15 protein-coding genes are annotated in these 17,597 nt (G+C 62.2%); 9 read left to right on the forward strand and 6 right to left on the reverse strand.

Going from position 1 to position 17,597, the window contains the following annotated elements:
* Window positions 1-81: 81 nt before the first annotated feature.
* Both rhaI and ggt read left to right on the forward strand, forming a co-directional pair.
* Window positions 82-1,374, forward strand: a complete 1,293-nt coding sequence (gene rhaI, locus NKH73_RS24575; RefSeq protein ID WP_352936969.1) for an L-rhamnose catabolism isomerase — start codon at window positions 82-84, stop codon at window positions 1,372-1,374.
* Window positions 1,375-1,700: 326 nt separating this feature from the next.
* Window positions 1,701-3,434, forward strand: coding sequence for a gamma-glutamyltransferase (ggt, locus tag NKH73_RS24580; RefSeq protein WP_352936970.1), 1,734 nt, complete (start codon window positions 1,701-1,703; stop codon window positions 3,432-3,434).
* A gap of 9 nt (window positions 3,435-3,443) precedes the next feature.
* Here ggt and NKH73_RS24585 read toward each other — a convergent pair whose 3' ends face one another.
* Window positions 3,444-3,788 (reverse strand): hypothetical protein, encoded by a 345-nt coding sequence (locus NKH73_RS24585; protein WP_435528693.1) that lies wholly within the window; start codon window positions 3,786-3,788, stop codon window positions 3,444-3,446.
* Between NKH73_RS24585 and NKH73_RS24590 the strand changes: the two genes are divergently transcribed.
* Window positions 3,765-4,139, forward strand: a complete 375-nt coding sequence (locus NKH73_RS24590) for a hypothetical protein (protein WP_352936971.1) — start codon at window positions 3,765-3,767, stop codon at window positions 4,137-4,139. The genes NKH73_RS24585 and NKH73_RS24590 overlap by 24 nt on opposite strands.
* On the opposite strand, the gene NKH73_RS24595 is transcribed toward NKH73_RS24590, so the two are convergent.
* Entirely contained in the window at window positions 4,123-6,288 is a 2,166-nt protein-coding gene (locus NKH73_RS24595; RefSeq protein ID WP_352936972.1) for a TonB-dependent siderophore receptor, read from the reverse strand. The genes NKH73_RS24590 and NKH73_RS24595 overlap by 17 nt on opposite strands.
* A 187-nt stretch (window positions 6,289-6,475) precedes the next feature.
* Between NKH73_RS24595 and NKH73_RS24600 the strand changes: the two genes are divergently transcribed.
* The 3 genes from NKH73_RS24600 to NKH73_RS24610 are packed head-to-tail and all read left to right on the forward strand — an operon-like array spanning window position 6,476 to window position 10,335.
* Window positions 6,476-7,396: an ABC transporter substrate-binding protein gene (locus NKH73_RS24600; protein WP_502893939.1), complete on the forward strand. Its 921-nt coding sequence runs from the start codon at window positions 6,476-6,478 to the stop codon at window positions 7,394-7,396.
* A complete protein-coding gene (gene fhuB / locus NKH73_RS24605; protein WP_352936973.1) occupies window positions 7,389-9,434 on the forward strand; it encodes a Fe(3+)-hydroxamate ABC transporter permease FhuB in 2,046 nt (681 codons plus the stop codon). Before NKH73_RS24600 ends, fhuB begins: the two co-directional genes overlap by 8 nt.
* 19 nt (window positions 9,435-9,453) lie before the next feature.
* Window positions 9,454-10,335, forward strand: coding sequence for an alpha/beta hydrolase (locus NKH73_RS24610; protein WP_352936974.1), 882 nt, complete (start codon window positions 9,454-9,456; stop codon window positions 10,333-10,335).
* 464 nt (window positions 10,336-10,799) lie between these two features.
* On the opposite strand, the gene NKH73_RS24615 is transcribed toward NKH73_RS24610, so the two are convergent.
* The 4 genes from NKH73_RS24615 to NKH73_RS24630 form a co-directional block, all read right to left on the reverse strand.
* Window positions 10,800-11,285 carry a VOC family protein gene (locus NKH73_RS24615; RefSeq protein WP_352936975.1) on the reverse strand — a complete coding sequence of 162 codons (486 nt, stop codon included), beginning with the start codon at window positions 11,283-11,285 and terminating at the stop codon, window positions 10,800-10,802.
* Window positions 11,286-11,477: 192 nt separating this feature from the next.
* Entirely contained in the window at window positions 11,478-11,918 is a 441-nt protein-coding gene (locus NKH73_RS24620; RefSeq protein WP_352936976.1) for a hypothetical protein, read from the reverse strand.
* A 430-nt stretch (window positions 11,919-12,348) separates the two neighbouring features.
* A complete protein-coding gene (locus tag NKH73_RS24625; protein WP_352936977.1) occupies window positions 12,349-13,908 on the reverse strand; it encodes a GMC family oxidoreductase in 1,560 nt (519 codons plus the stop codon).
* A 147-nt stretch (window positions 13,909-14,055) separates the two neighbouring features.
* Entirely contained in the window at window positions 14,056-14,727 is a 672-nt protein-coding gene (locus NKH73_RS24630; RefSeq protein WP_352936978.1) for a GntR family transcriptional regulator, read from the reverse strand.
* A 172-nt stretch (window positions 14,728-14,899) separates the two neighbouring features.
* Between NKH73_RS24630 and NKH73_RS24635 the strand changes: the two genes are divergently transcribed.
* The 3 genes from NKH73_RS24635 to NKH73_RS24645 all read left to right on the forward strand — a co-directional run bounded on the left by NKH73_RS24635 (window position 14,900) and on the right by NKH73_RS24645 (window position 17,573).
* A complete protein-coding gene (locus NKH73_RS24635; RefSeq protein WP_352937053.1) occupies window positions 14,900-15,736 on the forward strand; it encodes an alpha/beta fold hydrolase in 837 nt (278 codons plus the stop codon).
* Window positions 15,737-15,775: 39 nt separating this feature from the next.
* Window positions 15,776-16,915 (forward strand): FAD-dependent oxidoreductase, encoded by a 1,140-nt coding sequence (locus NKH73_RS24640; RefSeq protein WP_352936979.1) that lies wholly within the window; start codon window positions 15,776-15,778, stop codon window positions 16,913-16,915.
* Between the two features lie 64 nt (window positions 16,916-16,979).
* Entirely contained in the window at window positions 16,980-17,573 is a 594-nt protein-coding gene (locus NKH73_RS24645; protein ID WP_352936980.1) for an amino acid synthesis family protein, read from the forward strand.
* Window positions 17,574-17,597: the final 24 nt, after the last annotated feature.

Consider the following 17,597-nt stretch of genomic DNA (forward strand, 5'->3'; position numbering starts at 1 on the left):
TCTCCCTGTTCTACAGGGAGAAGGTGCCCGAAGGGCGGATGAGGGGCGGCGCCAGCCGAACGAGTACCGGGAGGAATTGCATTGTCTGAGTTGATTATTTCGGCCGACATTGTCGAGAAAGACAATGCCGCGCGCAAGGTCGACCTCGAGCGCGACTACGCCTCGCTCGGCGAACGGCTCGACCGGCGCGGCATCACCATCGACGCCATCCGCGACAAGGTCGAGAAATTCGCGGTCGCCATCCCTTCCTGGGGCGTCGGCACGGGTGGCACCCGCTTTGCCCGCTTTCCCGGCGCTGGCGAGCCGCGCGACATCTTCGACAAGATCGAGGACTGCGCCGTCATCCGGCAGTTGACGCAGGCGACGCCGACCGTTTCGCTGCACATCCCCTGGGACAAGGCCGATCCAAACCGGCTGAAACAGGCGGCCTCCCGCTTCGGCCTCGGCTTTGACGCGATGAATTCGAACACCTTCTCCAACGCCAGGGACCAGGAGCTTTCCTATAAATTCGGCTCGCTGTCGCATGCCGATGCCGCAACGCGCCACCAGGCGGTCGAGCACAATCTCGAATGCATCGAGATCGGCAGAACACTCGGCTCCAAAGCGCTGACGGTGTGGATCGGCGATGGCTCGAATTTCCCCGGTCAGGTCAATTTCGCCAGAGCCTTCGAGCGCTATCTCGACGCCATGAAGGAAATCTACGCCGGACTGCCTGACGACTGGAAGCTGTTCACCGAGCACAAGATGTACGAGCCGGCCTTCTATTCGACGGTCGTGCAGGATTGGGGCACCAACTATATCATCGCCAAAGAGCTCGGCGACAAGGCGTTCTGCCTGGTCGACCTCGGCCACCATGCGCCCAACGTCAACATCGAGATGATCGTCTCGCGGCTGATCCAGTTCAAGAAACTCGGCGGCTTCCATTTCAACGATTCGAAATATGGCGATGACGACCTCGACGCTGGTTCCATCGACCCCTACCGGCTGTTCCTCGTCTTCAACGAGCTGGTCGATGCCGAGCTTTCCGGCGCCGACGGCTTCGATCCGGCCCACATGCTCGACCAGAGTCACAACGTCACCGATCCGATAGAGAGCCTGATGCTGTCGGCGGTCGAGGTGCAGCGCGCCTATGCGCAGGCACTGCTGGTCGACCGCAAGGCGCTGGAAGGCTATCAGGACACCAACGACGCGCTGATGGCGACGCAGACGCTGAAAGCCGCCTATCGCACCGATGTCGAGCCGATCCTCGCCATGGCGCGGCTGAACACGGGCGGCGCCATCGATCCGGTCGCCGCTTATCGGGCGGCCGGTTACCGGGCCAAGGTCGCGGCGGAACGGCCAGCGGTTGCCGGCGGCAGCGGTGGAATTGTTTGATGTCAGGATCGGTCTGAAAACGAAAAACCCGCCGGAGGCGGGTCATTGGCGCAAATCAGTATTATGCAGGAATTACTAGCATAACTGCTGGCACAAAGCAAGACAAACGGCGGGGCGTGAAGAATAGGCTTACCACCAACGCCGCGACGCTGAGAGGTCACGGCATGGAATCCATGCCGTTACATCAGCCGAAGAGCGCGACGGTGCTTTATGAAGCGAACCGGCACAGGCGTGCAAAACCCCCGAATCTTTCTACCATTGTCAGTAGACTCAACCTCTCCGACAGGGTCTTCTAGGCGCATCCAAACGCCCCTCGGAGAACGGCCATGCACCGCCGCACCCTAATCGCCGTCAGCCTTTCCCTCACCTTGACCTTTGCGCCGCTGGCCCCCGCATTCGCCGCTTCGCCCCAGCCGGCGAAGGGCGAGCATGGCATGGTGGTGACCGCCCAGCATCTGGCGTCGGAAGTCGGCGTCGAGGTGTTGAAGAAGGGCGGCAACGCCGTCGATGCGGCGGTCGCCGTTGGCTACGCACTGGCTGTGGTCTACCCGAACGCCGGCAATATTGGCGGCGGCGGCTTCATGACTATCCGCTTCAAGGACGGCCGCTCGACGTTCCTCGATTTCCGCGAGCGGGCGCCGCTCGCCTCGACGAAGACCATGTATCTCGACAAGGACGGCAAGCCGATGAAGGGCGCCAGCCTCGACGGCTATCTCGCGGTCGGCGTGCCGGGGTCGGTGGCCGGCTTCGAGACCGCACGGGAAAAATACGGCACGCTGACGCGGCAGGACCTAATGGCGCCGGCGATCCGCTATGCCAAGGACGGCTTCGTGCTGGAGCAGGGCGACGTCGCCTCACTCGAAGGCGGCGCCGAGCGGCTGGCTAAGGACCCGGCCGCGGCCGCCATCTTCCTGAAGCCGGACGGCAAGCCTTATGCCATTGGCGAGCGCCTTGTTCAGGCCGATCTCGCCGCCTCGCTCGCGGCCATTTCGGAGCGGGGTCGCGATGCCTTCTACAAGGGGCCGATCGCCGACGGCATCGTCAAGGCGAGCGCGGAGAAGGGCGGCATTCTGGCCAAGGCGGATTTCGAGAACTATGCGGTTCGCGAGCTCGAGCCGGTGACCTGCAACTACCGTGGCTATGAGATCACCTCCTCGCCGCCGCCGAGCTCGGGCGGCGTCATTATCTGCGAAATCCTCAACGTGCTGGAAGGCTACCCGCTATCCTATCTCGGTGCAGGTTCCGCCGAAACCGTCAAAGTCATGGTCGAGGCGATGCGCCATGCCTATGTCGACCGCAACTCGGCTCTTGGCGATCCCGATTTCGTTGACAATCCGGTCGAAAAGCTGCTCGACAAGAATTATGCGAAAGAAATCCGCGAGAAGATCGATCCGTTCCGGGCCGGCGTGTCGCAGGAATTGATGCCGAAGGGTTTTGGCGAGAGCCAGGAGACGACGCATTATTCGATCGTCGACAATGACGGCAATGCCGTCGCGGTGACCTACACACTGAACGGCTCGTTCGGCGCCGGCGTCGTCGCCGACGGCACCGGCATCCTGCTCAACAACGAGATGGACGATTTCACCCAGAAACCGGGCGTGCCCAATCTCTATGGCCTCGTCCAGGGCGAGGCGAATGCGATCGCGCCGAGGAAGACGCCATTGTCTTCAATGAGCCCGACCATCGTCGCCAGAGACGGCAAGCCGTTCATGGTCATCGGCAGCCCCGGCGGCTCGCGCATCATCACCATCACGCTGGAAGCGATCGTCAATGTCGTCGATCACGGCATGAACATCCAGGAGGCGATCGACGCGCCGCGCATCCACCATCAGTGGCTGCCCGACACGGTCTATATCGAACCGTTCGGCCTGTCGCCCGATACCGAAAAGCTGCTTGCTGGCATGGGCTACCACCTCGATGTCACCGAGGCGACGTGGGGCCAGGCGGCCGGCATCCTGGTCGGCGGCAAGAGCCTGGCCGAGATCGAAAAGGGCGGCGGCGCCCGCTACAATGGCGCCATCGACAGCCGCGCCGCATCCGGCGAGGCAATCGGATATTGATTTGCCTGGTCAGATGACCAAGGTGATGGTGGACGCGATCAGCATCACCGCCGCGATGCCGACAAACACGGCATAGATACGGGGCCGGTCGAGCAGGAGCGCATTTCCGGATATCCAGGCCGCGGTGGCGCCGCCAAGCGCGTAAAGGAAGCCGTTACGGTGCCCCAAGGCCAGGGATGCGGCCATCAAGCCGCCGATGATGAGGGCGCCGAACACGATGATCACGGCGACCGCGTATTTCTCGAAATCGTTGCTGGCCACAGCCGGGCCCATCGCGTTCAACGTCGACAGGTCATCCGGGTCGAAGGGGTTGGCCGACCCATATTCGTCTTGACCGACAGGCTCGCGCATCATTCATTCTCCTTGAAGCGGCAACAAATCATCAAGCCCCGCCGAGCGCAACTGGATCGCGCCGCGTGGAATGCGATCGGCACGGTCTTCAACACTTTCTGGCCGCTGCTTGCCACCAGTTTTTCGGATTTATATCGGGTCGTCCTGCCGTTCCAGGGGGATCTGCCCAGCTGGAATCACCAGTCGGAGCCGTTTCAGCATGCAGTGCGTTCATGGAGGAAACATGATGCCGGAGCATCGAACCCAAAGTGGGGCCGGTTTGCGAAAATCCGTGTTCAGAAAAAAGCTCGAGCGGCGGTACGAATCGATTCGTCCGCCGCTCAGGAGCTGGATGCCTCTAAAACTTCATGCTGAGGCTGCCCTTGATGACGCGGCCTTCGCCATAGATGCAGCTGAGGTCTTCATTGCTGCCGGCCCTATAGCAAGTCGAATAGTAGGTCTTGTCGAACAGGTTGGAGATGTTGAGCGCGGCCTGCCAGCCATTCTTCTTGTAGCGCAGTGCTGCGTCGACCAGCGTGCGGCCGGGCACACTGACCGCGTTCGCGTTGTCGCCGAAGCTTGCACCAATGTACCGCACGCCCGCGCCGACGCTTAAGCCCTCAAGCGTTCCGTTGCCGACCTCGTAATTGGCCCACAGCGAGGCCTGGTGTTCCGGCACCATCGACGGGCGATTGCCAACGACGTCGGTGGTATCGCTGGTTATCTCCGCGTCGAGATAGGTGTAGGCGGCAGTCATGCTCAGGCCGAAAGCAAGGTCGGCATTGGCCTCGATCTCGAGGCCGCGATGGCGGACTTCTCCGGTCTGGACCTGGAAGAGGGGATCACTTGGATCGGTCGTCAGCACGTTGGTCTTGCGCAGGTCGAACAGCGAAGCAGTGATGAAACCGGGGAAGAAGCTTGGTTCGTACTTTACGCCGACTTCGTACTGCTTTCCCAGCGAAGGCTGGAATGCACCTCCAAACTGGGACTGGCCGATATTGGTGGTGAAGGATTCGGCATAACTGGCATAGGGCGTCAGACCGTTGTCGAAGAGATAGCCGACGCCGATATTGCCGGTGAAGGCGTGATCTTTCTGATCGTAGCTACCTGCGCTGCTGAGCCGGTCCCGGTTGGTATTGTCAACCCAGGCCTGCCTGCCGCCGAGGGTCAGGATCCAGTGATCGTCGATCTTGGACTGGTTCTGCGCATAGAGACCGACCTGGCTAATCGTCTGCACGCGATCCGTAATAATCAGGCTCGGCGGCGTGATCGGGATTGAGTAGTCCGGGTCCAGCGTGTCGAGCGGCGGCCCCTCGCCGTAACCATTTTGCCCGTCGACCGACTGCCTGTTGTAGTCGAGACCGAACAGCAGCTTGTTTTCGACGGAGCCGAAGTTCGCCTTGTATTCGGCCTGGTTGTCGACGCTGAACAGCCTCGCCGTTTCATCCACCGTGAACAGCGTGCGTGCCATCGTATGGTCGTTGATCATGTCTGGGCCGCCAAGCCATTCGCCATAGTAGAGCTGGCGGTAGTCGGTCTCCTGCTGCGAATAGCGGAGGTTTTGCCGCACCGTCCAATTGTCGTCGAACTCATGGCTGAACTGGTAGCCGATGGCGCCGTGGTTGGCATCGAAGCGGTCGAAGTCCGGCGAGCCGGTGAAGAAATTGCGTGGCAGATTGCGGTACTCTGCCGGCAGAAACTGAATCGGCGTCAGCCGGTCCCACTGGTAGTTGGCCAGGATGGTCAGCGAGGTCTGCGCATCCGGCTGCCATGTCAGCGCCGGCGCGACGAAGATGCGATCGTTGCGAGAATAGTCGGTTTGGATCTCCCCGTTGCGAACCAGCCCGGTCAGCCGGTAGGACCACACGCCGGCATCATCGATCGGCCCGCCGACATCGAGCCCGGCCTCGACCGTGTTGAAGCTGCCATAGCTGAGGAAGCCGTCATAGATCGGCGTACCCGTCGGCCGCTTGCTGATCGCGTTGACCATGCCGCCGGGCTCGTTCTCGCCATAGAGAACCGAGGACGGCCCCTTCAGCACCTCGACGCGCTCCAGTCCGTAGGGCTCGATCTTGAATCCGGAGAAGTCGATCACTTTCTGCGGCAGACCATCGCGGTAGATCGCCGAGGTGCAGAGGTCGAAGCCGCGGATCAGGCACTGGTCGAAGCGCTGGTCAATGCCCCATGGCGAAGTGGTGACGCCGGCAAGATAGGACAGCGCGTCCTCAAGCTGCCCTGGCTGGCGGTCGTCGAGCTGTTTGCGGGTCACCACCGATACCGACTGCGGAATTTCCCTCAGCGGCGTGTCGGTCTTCGAGCCGGTGGTGGTGTTCTTGGCGATGTAGCCGTCATCCGGGCCGATCGGGCTGTCGGTCTGTCCCTCGATATTGATCGGGTTGAGCTCGACCGTATCTTCCTGCGCGAGGGCCTGGGTGCAGAGCAGGGCTGAGAGGCATGTCGCAGCGATCAGGGTGCCTTGGCTTGGAATACCGTTTCGCCGACCTGCCGCACGATATGCGCTCAACCTCATCTCGATCACCCTCACTGTCTGCGAAGCGCGCGGCATCGATTCGGCGCGCGCAACAAATGTTGACCGTTTTAATCATCTTCAATGTTGACTAATAAAGTCATGTTTCTTAGTCAACCGGTATCGACGAGCGCCAGCCAAATTCCGGAAATGCCCACCCGGATGAAGGGAAAGACCAAGGACCGTGCCTGAACGTCACATCCAGACGGCCATCCGCCCTCGCAACCGAATGACCCGGCGCGCGGCATTCGGGCTTTTCGCGCTGCCCTTCACCGGCATTGTGCCCTCGACGGCCGAGGCTAAGCCGCTGCGCATCGTCTGCCTGGATGACGGGCTGGCCGAGACCTTGCTCATGCTCGGCGTCAACCCGGTAGCCATCGCCGGCCGCGACGTTTGGGAGAACTGGGTGGTCGAACCGCCGCTGCCGCCGGAGATCGCCGATGTCGGCACCTTGCTGGAACCTAATCTCGAACTGCTGCAGCAGCTTGCCCCGGACATCATCCTGGCGATGCCCTATCTCGACGGCATCAAGCCGTTGCTCGAACGCGTGGCGCCGGTGACGACGATCGGGCTTTATACCGAAGCGGGACAGCCCTATCAGCGCGCCATAGAGGCAACCCGCCAGTTGGCCAGGCTTGTCGGCAAGGAAAGGGAAGGCGAAGCGCTGATCGCTGCGACGGACGCCTATTTTTTCGAAGTTCGCCGGGAGCTGGCGCCGCTTTCGGCCCGACCGATCTATGTCGTCAGCTTCTTGGATCCGCGCAACGTACGCGTCTACGGCAGGAAAAGTCTGTTTCAGGAGGTGTTCGACCGTATCGGGCTGCGCAATGCCTGGACGGGCGAGACTAATTATTGGGGGTTTTCGACCGTCGGCATCGACGGTCTGGCGACCGCGAGCGACGCGCGCCTTGCCTATCTCGAACCCTTGCCCGAGGGCGCCGGCGGCACGCTGACCGAAAGCCCGGTCTGGAATGCCATGCCCTTCGTGCGCAACCGCTCGATCATGCGTCTTCCCGCCGTACTGATGTTCGGCGCGCTGCCGTCAGCCACCCGTTTCGCCCGCGTCTTGACCAAGGCGATGAGCGGGGAAGCTGCCCGTGGCTGAGGACGCAACAGCCTTGGTGGAGGGTGGCAAGCTGGCTGGCCAGACATGGCCGCGCCGCATGTTCGGCAATCAGCCGGTGGTCGCGATCCTGCTCTGTGCGGTGCTGTCAGTGGCAGCGGCTGCGGCAACTGTCTCCAATCTCACCGTGCAACTGCCTTCGGCACTTTGGCTGCAATCGCTCACCGCCCCCGATATCGACGACATGCAGCAGGTTCTCGTCCACTATGCCTTCCTGCCCAGGCTTGCGGTCAGCCTTTTGTGCGGTGCCGCCCTTGGGCTTGCCGGAACCGTTCTGCAGCAGGTTCTGCGCAACCCGCTGGCCTCGCCGGAAACGGTCGGCGTCTCGGCAGGCGCCTATCTGGCGCTGGCCTTGGCGACGCTTCTGGCGCCCTCCCTGCTCGCCTTCGGCCGCGAATGGGTAGCGCTTGCCGGTGCATTCGTTGCGATTGCAGCCGTCTTTGCCCTTTCCTGGCACAAGGGCCTGTCGCCGCTTTCCGTCGTGTTGGCGGGGCTTGTCGTCAGCCTTTATGCCGGCGCGATCGGGGCTGCCCTCATCGTGCTGCGGCACGAATGGCTGACCAGCCTGTTTATCTGGGGCGCCGGTTCGCTCGGCCAGCAGGACTGGACGACGACGCTTTGGCTGTTGCCGCGCATCGGTGCCGCGGCTTTGGCGATCGGCCTGATGGTGCGGCCGCTGACCCTGCTTGGCCTCGACGATGAAGGTGCGCGCAGCCTCGGCCTTCCGCTTGGCGTATATCGCTTCGCCGGGCTTGGCGCGGCCGTCGCGCTGATCGCTTTCGTCGTCGCTGCCGTCGGCGTGGTCGGCTTCGTCGGCCTGGCGGCGGCGTCCCTTGCCCGCATTTGCGGCGCGCGCCGGCTGAGCCAGCGGCTGGTGATCGCGCCGCTCATCGGTGCAGCACTGTTGTGGGCCGCCGACCAAGCGGTGCAATTGGCGACGGGGCCGCAAGGCGACCTGCTGCCGACCGGCGCGATCACAGCCCTGCTGGGCGCGCCATTGTTGCTGTGGTTGCTGCCTCGCCTTGCGCTTGGCCTCGAGGTTCCGGCACTCACCGCGGAGCGCCTGCCCAGAATAGGCCGGCCCGGCCTCGTGCTGGCGGCGATCGGCCTGTCCCTGCTTCTGCTGCTCGGGCTGGCCTTGCTCTGCGGGCCGGGGCCGAATGGCTGGACAATCGCCTTCGGCGATCAGTTGCAGCCCTTGCTGTCATGGCGGTGGCCCCGTGTGTCCGCCGCGTTTGCCGCCGGCGCAATGCTGGCGCTTGCCGGCCTGATGATGCAGCGGCTGACCGGCAATCCGATGGCGAGCCCAGAGGTGCTTGGCATCAGCGCCGGAGCGGCGCTCGGCATGACGGTGGCGCTGTTCGCGCCCGCCGACGCGGGCCGCCCGGCCCAGACCGCGGCGGCAACCATCGGCGCCTTCGCCGCTCTGCTAGTGACCCTGGCGGTCGGCCGGCGCGCCGCCTATGCGCCGGAGCGCCTGCTGCTGGCCGGCGTGGCTTTGACGGCACTGTTCGACGCGTTGATCCTGGTGCTGACCGCCACAGGCGACCCGCGCGCCGTGAAACTCCTCAACTGGCTCACCGGCTCGACCTATGGCGTCGATGCGGGTGCCGCGCTTCTGACCGGCACCATCGCCTTTTGCCTGTTGCTGCTCGCCCCGCTTTTCCTGCGCTGGCTGGATATGCTGCCGCTCGGGTCCTCCACCGTCCAGTCGCTTGGCGTCGATGTGCCAAAAACCCGGCTTCTTGTGCTGCTGATGGTCGCCGCGCTCACGGCCTCGTCGACGCTGATCGTCGGGCCGCTGACCTTCATCGGCCTGATGGCGCCGCATCTCGCCCGTCGTCTTGGGCTCGCCCGTGCGCTGCCGCAAGCCGCCGGCGCGGTGCTGGTTGGCGCTTTGATCATGGTCGCCGCCGACTGGATCGGCCGCACCGTCATCTTCCCGCGCCAGGTTCCGGCCGGGCTCGTCGCCACGCTGATCGGCGGCCCGGTGCTGATGTGGCTGCTGCGCCGCCGCTGATACGATGCAAGAGGCACCCATGTCCGAACGACTGATTTCGACACCCGCATTGATCGCTGACACCACAGTCCACGATCTTCTTCCCGCGCATGGCGGTGAACCGTACCGGATATTCCTGCATCTGCCGGCAAAACCAGAGCCACAGGCCGGCTGGCCGGTGCTCTACATGACCGACGGCAACGCCGTGATCGGCACCGCCGTCGACGCCATGTGTGCCCAGGCTGGTTACCCGCTCGGCACCAATGTCGAGCACGGCGTGATCGTCACCATCGGCTATCCCGTGGCAGGCGCCTACGATCCGCTCAGGCGCTCATGGGATCTCGGTCCGCCGCCGGGCAAGACCTACCCGCCATTCCATGATGGCGGCCCGGAGGTCAGGACCGGCGGGGCGGAAGAATTCCTCGCCTTCATCGAGGACGAATTGAAGCCGTGGGTGGCGAGCCGCGCCAGGATCGACAGCGGCCGGCAAACGCTTTACGGCCACTCTTTTGGCGGGTTGTTCGCGCTCTATGCCCTATTCACTCGCCCTCTCGCCTTCCAGACCTGGATCGCGGCCAGCCCAGCCATCTACTGGGAGGATCGCCTCATCGACCGCTTTCTCCAGGCGTTCGAAACCGCCGTGCCGGATGACTTGAAGGCGCAGGCGATCCTGTCGGTCGGCGAATACGAGACGGAAAAGCTGGCGCCCTTCCAGGTAGGTGCTGTGGACGAAGCAAAGCGCCTGGAGCACAAGAAGGAGACGCGCACCGACGAATTTGCGCGCCAGATGACGGAGCGCCTCAGCGCAATCCCCGGCCTGAGCGCCAGTTTCGAACTGCATGCCGGCGAAAACCACATGTCCATCCTGCCGGTCACGGTCAACCGTGCCGTTCAGGCGGCGTTCGCGGTGCATCATCCCTAAACCGAAGGTGCTTGGGCGCGCCAGCGCGGCGCCGAGGGCGCCTCTGCCAGTCGCAGATCCAGATGTGTGCCCGATATGAGGTCAGCTTGGTGTTGACCATAGGACCTAGCGAAGCTTCGCCTTCGCAAGGGCCGTGTTTGACGATGTCGGTGGGGAAGATTGGCCGGCGCCACTTTGGGGGGCGTTGGGGTAGATTGCCTGATGGGCGCCGGCCAGGCGGAAATCAGGTCCGCCGCAAGGAAACATAGCAGGAATGGCGAGATATGGCAGTGGTGTGATCGCGGAAGATGGTTAGCGCTTCCCGGATGCGGTGACCCATTATGGGTCAACATGTCTGGCACCTGAATTGCACCGTAGGCAATGCCGGGCAACACCCCGGCAATCGTCCCCGAATATGGGGCCTCGCCGCTTCGCAAATGGAGCGGCGGGCCTTTTTGGTTGGCGCATGAGCGTGATTGCTTGTCCTACTCTCCTTGATAGGCCTTTTGCAGGGTAGCAACATCCAGCTTGCCCATCTTGAGCATTGCCTGCATCGCACGGCCGGCCTTTTCCTTGTCGGCATCGAGCAGCATGTCGATCAGCGGTGCCCAGTTGACCTGCCATGACAGGCCAAAGCGATCCTTCAGCCAGCCGCAAGGTCCCGGCTCGCCGCCGCCCGCCAGAAGCGCATTCCAGTAGCTGTCCACCTCAGTCTGGTCCTTGCACTCGACGAGGAACGACACCGCCTCGTTGAACTTGAACTGCGGTCCGCCATTGATGGCGGTGAAGATCAGGCCGTCGAGCTGGAACTCGATGGTCATGATCTCGCCTTCCGGTCCGGGGCTGTCCTTCAGATAATGCGATGTGCGCATCACCTTTGAATTCGGAAAGATCGAAACATAGAAGTCGACAGCTTCCTCGGCATTGAAATCGAACCAGAGATTTGGCGAGATGCGGGTGCGGATGGTCATTCGTCTCCTCCTGTGGCTGCTGGCCTGCAAAGAACGTGACGAGAACTTTGCGTCCGACATTCCTTGAGAAAGAATCCGGCCCTAGTCCTTATAGTCCGAACGGGCTTCAGTTGGATTCAACCATCGGCACGCCGATGCGAGCGCGGCGCTACCGAAACTCAATGACAGCGTTTCGCAGCACGCCTGGATTTCTTATGCGGAGCGAGCCGGCGGCAGTTCGAACAGGTTGGCGCCGTTGTCCTGGCCTCGTTCGACATAGCCGATTATTCGAAACCATTTCGCGACGTCCGGTCTCTGGAGCCAGCTGCGCGAGTGGATGGGGAGGTTGCCGGCGAGCGCCTGGATATGGCGAATGTGCCGCTTGCAGAAGCGAACGGTCGCGGCGCTGAAGAAATCCTCCTGTGCGGCGAATAGCGTATCTGCAGCGTCGCTATGCTCGTGCCATGCGATGATCGCCACGGTCTTTTCACCCTGGACAAGCGCATGAGCACGGCCTTCTTTCAAATTCATCATCAGATTGTCGTACGCGATCTTGCTGTCCTTGCCGGCCGCGGCGTACTCGTCCGATATCCGCTTTGACAGATCCCGGAAAAGAGCTTCCAGATCTCCAACCGTTGCTGCGCGTGCTCTCATTTCTCCTCCTCGAGCCCCAGCAGGCAGTTTGCCCTAAGGAAGGGGGATCACCAAGCAAATCAAATCCGTCATCTGCCCGGTGCGAGCAAAGGTGTTTCGCCGGACGAGACCGCCGTGTCCGGCGCAGGTAATGCTTGAAAGGCGGCGGGAATGCTACGCAACATGCAGTTTCACGACAGGCTGATTTCCGCTAACTGGTTAGCCAAGCCGACCGCAGCGGCATAAATTGCTGAAATTTCCAGGGAAAAATGCCAGAGGCGGAATCTAAACGACGGAAATCTAACTTTGTTTCCAGTCGATTACTGCAAGCGTCCAGCCATACGAGTAGCTATGTCCGATCGTGGCGACGGGGAGGCCATGCGCAGACGAACCTGACTGGCATGCTGGTGAGCAACACATGAGTGGAACCGGTCCAGACTTGAACCGTGAATTAGACCATGTCGTAGGCCACAGTCCGAGCGAACGTCTCGGCGATCGCGAGAACCGCAGCATGAATTGGACCGCTTGTAAGGTTAGGCATGATCGAAGCATCTACGATAAAGAGATTGTCGAGCGCTTTTAACCGCAAATCCGAATCGACGACAGCATCTGCATCCTTGCCCATCCTGCAGGTGCCGCAAGGATGATGGTGGGTGATGACCGACTGCGCTACGAAGTCGTCTATCTCGGCTACACTGTTCAGAGTCCCCGGCAGGAGTTCCCGCTCTCGCCAATCGGCGAGTTCATCTCGATGCCCGACCGCCCGTGCCGCCTCAAGAGCTTGGCGAAACAGTTCTCGGTCGCGACCGGTTTGCAAGTACGCGGGGTCGATGATCAGTCGATCGCCGATCTCTGCCCCGCTTATATTTATGCTGCCGCGACTCGTCGGGTGGGTGATCCCGAACAGCAGCGAATACGCCGTGCCGGCGGCGGGTGCCTGGAAGCATTCCGACACGATCGGAGCGATGCCGCAACCGACGACTATTTCAGGCTGCCCGTTAGCGGCGAAGTTGCCCGCTCGCATGTAGGCCATCGACTCGGAATGCTGGAGGCGTGACGGAGGAACCAGCTTGCGGGCAGCGTAAAGGTTGCCGGCGCCAAGCAGGTGGTCCTGCAGGTTTCGACCGACCCCCGGCATGTCGATCAGACAGCCGACGCCCGCGGCGTCCAGCGTACCGTGCGGACCTATGCCCGAGCGCATCAGCAAAGCCGGACTTTCCAGTGTTCCTGCACAAAGCACGACCTGATCCGCGAAGGCTTCGACCGAACCCTGTCGCCCGACGATTTCCAGACTGCAGACCTGATTGCCGTCCAATTTGAGCCGCCGCACCCGGGCTTGCGTAAGGATGGTCAGGTTTGGCCGGCCTCGAACAGCTGGCGTCAGCCATGCGTCCGCCACTGTAACCCGCCGCCCGTCACGAATATTCAAGGAGTTGGGGGTAACACCGATCATCTCCCCGTTGTTGTGGCCCTGAAGCCGAGGCAGACCCAGCGATGCGCCTGCTTCAATGAAGGCGCGAGCAACCGGACTGACTTCATCCGCCGGCAAATAGACCGGCAACGGCCCCTCCTTGCCATGGATGCCGTCGCCACCAAGCGGGTGGTCTTCGATAGCCTGGAAAACTGGCAGAAGTCCCTCCCAACTCCAGCGGCGATCACCAGTCGTATCGGCCCAGGCCTGGTAGTCGGAAGGATGACCGCGCATATATCCCATCGCATGCAGGCAACTCGAGCCGCCGACCAACCGCCCGCGCGCCCAGCGATGTACCCGTCCCGCAGTCCCGGCTTGCGGCTCAGTGCGATAGTCCCAATCATAGTCGCGGCCCTGAAGCAGCGGCCACGCGGCAGGGTTCCAGATGTCGGGATCCGCCGCCTCTGCGCCTGCCTCGATCAGCAGCACGCGGCGGCCCGGCTCCTCGCTCAGTCGTGCTGCCAGCAACGCGCCAGCCGAGCCGCCGCCGACGATGGCAATACTACAGTTCAGTCTCCGCTCAACATTGGCACTGGTCATCATCACTCCGTCTGGCGCTTGCTTGGTTCGACAGCCGGCATCCGGCGTGGTTCAGGCCCGGCGCACGGATCCGCATTCGGCCGATAGTCTCGATGCGCAATGTCGTGAAGGGACGCGTCGTCAGACGCGGCAACCTCTTTCGACAACTCAAACTGCGCCGTCCATGGATCTCTTGGCGGCGGCTTTTGCCTTCAGGACGTGCTGCCTCGAGGCCTTGCGGGCGGCTTCCTCGTCGCCCGCGGCGATGGCTTCGACTATCTCCCTCATCTCCGCCAGGCTGCTTTGTGCTCTGCCTTCCAATGACATGGATCGGCCTCGAAAGAAGCTTATCCTGGCCACCAGACCGCGATGGACTTCCTCCAGGACTGGATTCCCGCAATTGGCCAGTATGATCGAATAGAAATCCGCGGCCGTCATCACCTGCGCCAGGCTGTCATTGCTGGAGGCCGCTTGTTCGAACGCGGACAGGGATCGCTCGAGTTCACGCAATTGTTCGGGGGAAATTCGCAAGGCGCATCGTCCCGCTGCTTCGACTTCCAGCAGCTCTCGAACTTCATAGATGGCGGTTGCCACCTCCCACGAAAGTGCCGGTATCGAGGGTCCGCGATTGGGTACAATCTCGATCAGGCGCTCGGCCTCGAGGCTGCGCAGGGCCTCCCTCAGGGAGGGGCGGCTGATGCCGAGTTCCGTGCACAGCTGACTTTCGATGAGCCGGCTTCCCGGCTGAAACAGCCCGGAAAAGATGGCCAGCCGTAGCTTGTCCACCGTCTCCTGCTGCACGGTTCGTGGCGAGATCCGAAAATTGAAATCTACGGGCATGGGTCAGTTCTCGTGTGCCGCCGAGTCGTTGTTGAGCATGATACGCCCGGCAGTGGGAGTTTGACAGCGGGATAGTCAGATTGTCAAATATGAAGATTGTCTGACAATCCTCTTGACGCGCATCGGCTTCCTATGATCCTTTTGCGGGGCACGGGCAGTGGCGGCAAGGATCATAAGCATGGCGGCAGACAGGCCTTCCGATCATTTGGACTCGCGACGTCTAGACATTGGCCGCATCGCCTTGAACGTGCGCGAGCAGGGCAACGGCCCATTGATGCTGTTCTTCCATGGAATAACCTCCAATTCCGCCGTGTTCGGGCCGCTGATGGCCAAGTTGTCCGATCGGTTCACGACCATTGCGGTTGACCAGCGGGGACACGGTCTCAGCGACAAGCCCGAAAGCGGCTACGAAGCCGATGACTATGCGGACGACATTGCCGGCCTGATACGGATTCTCGACCGGGGCCGTGCCATCCTGGTCGGACATTCGCTCGGTGCCAGAAATTCCGTCACGGCCGCAGCGAAATACCCGGACTTGGTGCGGTCGGTCGTCGCGATCGACTTCACCCCGTACATCGAGACTGAAGCGTTCGACGCGCTGGAAGCGCGAGTGAACTCCGGGGACCAGCTTTTCGACGATGTAGCGGCCATCGAAGCGTATCTCGCCGGGCGCTATCCCAACATTCCCGCCGATGCCATCAAGATCAGAGCCCAAAGTGGCTATCAGCCGGTCGAAGGCGGGCTGCGGCCACTGGCCTCCCCCGCGGCTATGGCGCAGACCGCCAGAGGCCTTCGATCGGACCTGGCGCCGACCTATCGGGAGGTCACGAAGCCTGTTCTCGTCGTTCGGGGTGAGGCAAGCAAGCTGGTTTCCGCGGCGGCTCTGGCCAAGACAAGTCGCCTGCGGCCCGACCTGCCTGTCGTCGTCGTTCCGGATGCCGACCACTACGTCAACGAGGTCTCTCCCGAGATCACCCTGAAAGCCATCACCAACTTCATAGACGCCTGACAGCGAAGTGCCGTCATTTGTATGCAGCAGGATCAGAAAATGGCCAACGTAAATATATCTTCCGGCAGAACGCGTCGTGCCGAGGTCGCCGGCGGCGGCTTTGCCGGCCTGACCGCCGCCATTGCTCTGAGGCAAAACGGATGGGACGTGCGCCTGCACGAAAAAAGCTCTGAGCTGCGGGCATTCGGCGCCGGCATCTATCTCTGGCACAATGGCCTTCGCGTGCTCGAAGGACTGGGCGCCCTGGACGAAGTTCTCGAAGGCTCGCACACACCCCCCACCTACGAGACCTGGATGCACAACAAGTCCATTTCCAAGGAAACGTTCAACGGTCTCCCGTGGCGCATCATGACCCGGCGCCATCTGCACGATGCTCTGGTCAGTCGCGCTCGTGCCGTAGGTGTCGAGATGCGCGTCAATTCCGAAGCGGTCACCGCCGATCCGGAGGGTCGCCTTACCCTCCGGACTGGCGAGGTCCTGGAAGCCGACCTGATCGTCGGCGCCGACGGCGTCGGCTCCAAGGTCAGAGATTCCATCGGCTTCAAGCAGGATCGATGGAGCGCCACGGACGGTATCATACGCCTGATCGTGCCCCGCAAGAAGGAAGAGCTCGGCGATGGCGAGTGGGATAACACCATCGACATGTGGAACTTCAGCCCTCGGGTTCAGCGCATCCTCTATTCGCCCTGCAATAAGAAGGAACTTTACCTCGGCATGATGGCTCCGGCGGCTGATCCGCGCGGATCGCACGTTCCGATCGATCTCGAGGTCTGGGTAGAGATGTTTCCGTTCCTCGAGCCGTGCCTCGTCGAAGCGGCGAAGCTCACGACCGCCAGGTACGACAAATACGAGACGACCAAGCTGGATAGCTGGACGAGAGGCAAGGTCGCGCTGGTAGGCGATGCCGCCCATGCAATGTGCCCGGCCCTTGCGCAGGGCGCGGGTTGCTCGATGGTCAATGCCTTCAGCCTGTCGCAAGACCTGGAGGCGGGTGGGTCCGTGGAGGACGCGCTGGTCGAGTGGGAGAAGCGCATCCGCCCGATCACCGATCGCTGCCAGGCCTTATCCGCCGATTACGCCGCGAATCGCTCGCTCTCGAAAGGAAACATGTTCACGCCGGCGGCTTTGGAAGCTGCCCGCTACGACCCAATACGCCGCGTCTACTCATGGCCGCAGTAGCATCGGGCAACAGGGGTCGCAAAGCTCGGCCATACCAAAAGCGCCTTCCCTTCAGGAGACGAGGATGACCTATTCTAGCGAAGTCGAAAAACACTACGAGGTGAGGGGATGGTATTCCTCGGTCCAGGAAATCCGTCATGACGGCGGCAAACCTGGCGACAGCCTCGTCAAGATTGCGGCAGGCGTTGTCATACGCAATCCGTTTGCCGGAAAGTTCCTCGCCGAGCTGTCCGATCTGACGAATCCAAGCGCGGCCATAGGCCATGCGCTCGGTGAACGCGCCGTCGCCCTGCTCGGCAACCGGCAGGTCGAAAGCTATGGCAAAGGCGGTATTGCCGGCACCGCCGGCGAACAGGAACATGTCGTCGCTTGCATTACCACGGTGTTCGGCGATCCGCTGCGCCAGCAGGTGGGTGGTGGCAAGGCCTGGATCTCGTCGGTGAGCAAGGTTGCTGTGGCCGGGACCGCCATCGACATCCCGCTCGCCCACAAGGACGAGCTCTACATCCGGTCCCATTATGATGCCGTCACCTTTTCCGTGCCGGATGGCCCGCGCCCGGACGAGCTTCTGATCTGCGTGGCCGTCGCATCGGGTCCGCGCGTGCATCAGCGCGTCGGCGGCAAAACCGTCGCTGATCTCAAGGCCGCCGCTGTCTAGTCGATCGAAATTACTGAAAGGACG

This window comes from Mesorhizobium sp. M0938 (assembly GCF_040319125.1).
GTDB classification, from domain to species: domain Bacteria; phylum Pseudomonadota; class Alphaproteobacteria; order Rhizobiales; family Rhizobiaceae; genus Mesorhizobium; species Mesorhizobium robiniae.

What these genes read in the sequence shown, in the direction of transcription:
- ggt (WP_352936970.1), top strand. Translation starts at nt 1,701, where the DNA reads ATGCACCGCCGCACCCTAATCGCCGTCAGCCTTTCCCTCACCTTGACC.
- NKH73_RS24620 (WP_352936976.1), bottom strand. Translation starts at nt 11,918, where the DNA reads ATGAGAGCACGCGCAGCAACGGTTGGAGATCTGGAAGCTCTTTTCCGG.
- NKH73_RS24640 (WP_352936979.1), top strand. Translation starts at nt 15,776, where the DNA reads ATGGCCAACGTAAATATATCTTCCGGCAGAACGCGTCGTGCCGAGGTC.
- NKH73_RS24610 (WP_352936974.1), top strand. Translation starts at nt 9,454, where the DNA reads ATGTCCGAACGACTGATTTCGACACCCGCATTGATCGCTGACACCACA.
- NKH73_RS24585 (WP_435528693.1), bottom strand. Translation starts at nt 3,788, where the DNA reads ATGATGCGCGAGCCTGTCGGTCAAGACGAATATGGGTCGGCCAACCCC.
- NKH73_RS24630 (WP_352936978.1), bottom strand. Translation starts at nt 14,727, where the DNA reads ATGCCCGTAGATTTCAATTTTCGGATCTCGCCACGAACCGTGCAGCAG.
- NKH73_RS24615 (WP_352936975.1), bottom strand. Translation starts at nt 11,285, where the DNA reads ATGACCATCCGCACCCGCATCTCGCCAAATCTCTGGTTCGATTTCAAT.
- NKH73_RS24645 (WP_352936980.1), top strand. Translation starts at nt 16,980, where the DNA reads ATGACCTATTCTAGCGAAGTCGAAAAACACTACGAGGTGAGGGGATGG.
- NKH73_RS24625 (WP_352936977.1), bottom strand. Translation starts at nt 13,908, where the DNA reads ATGACCAGTGCCAATGTTGAGCGGAGACTGAACTGTAGTATTGCCATC.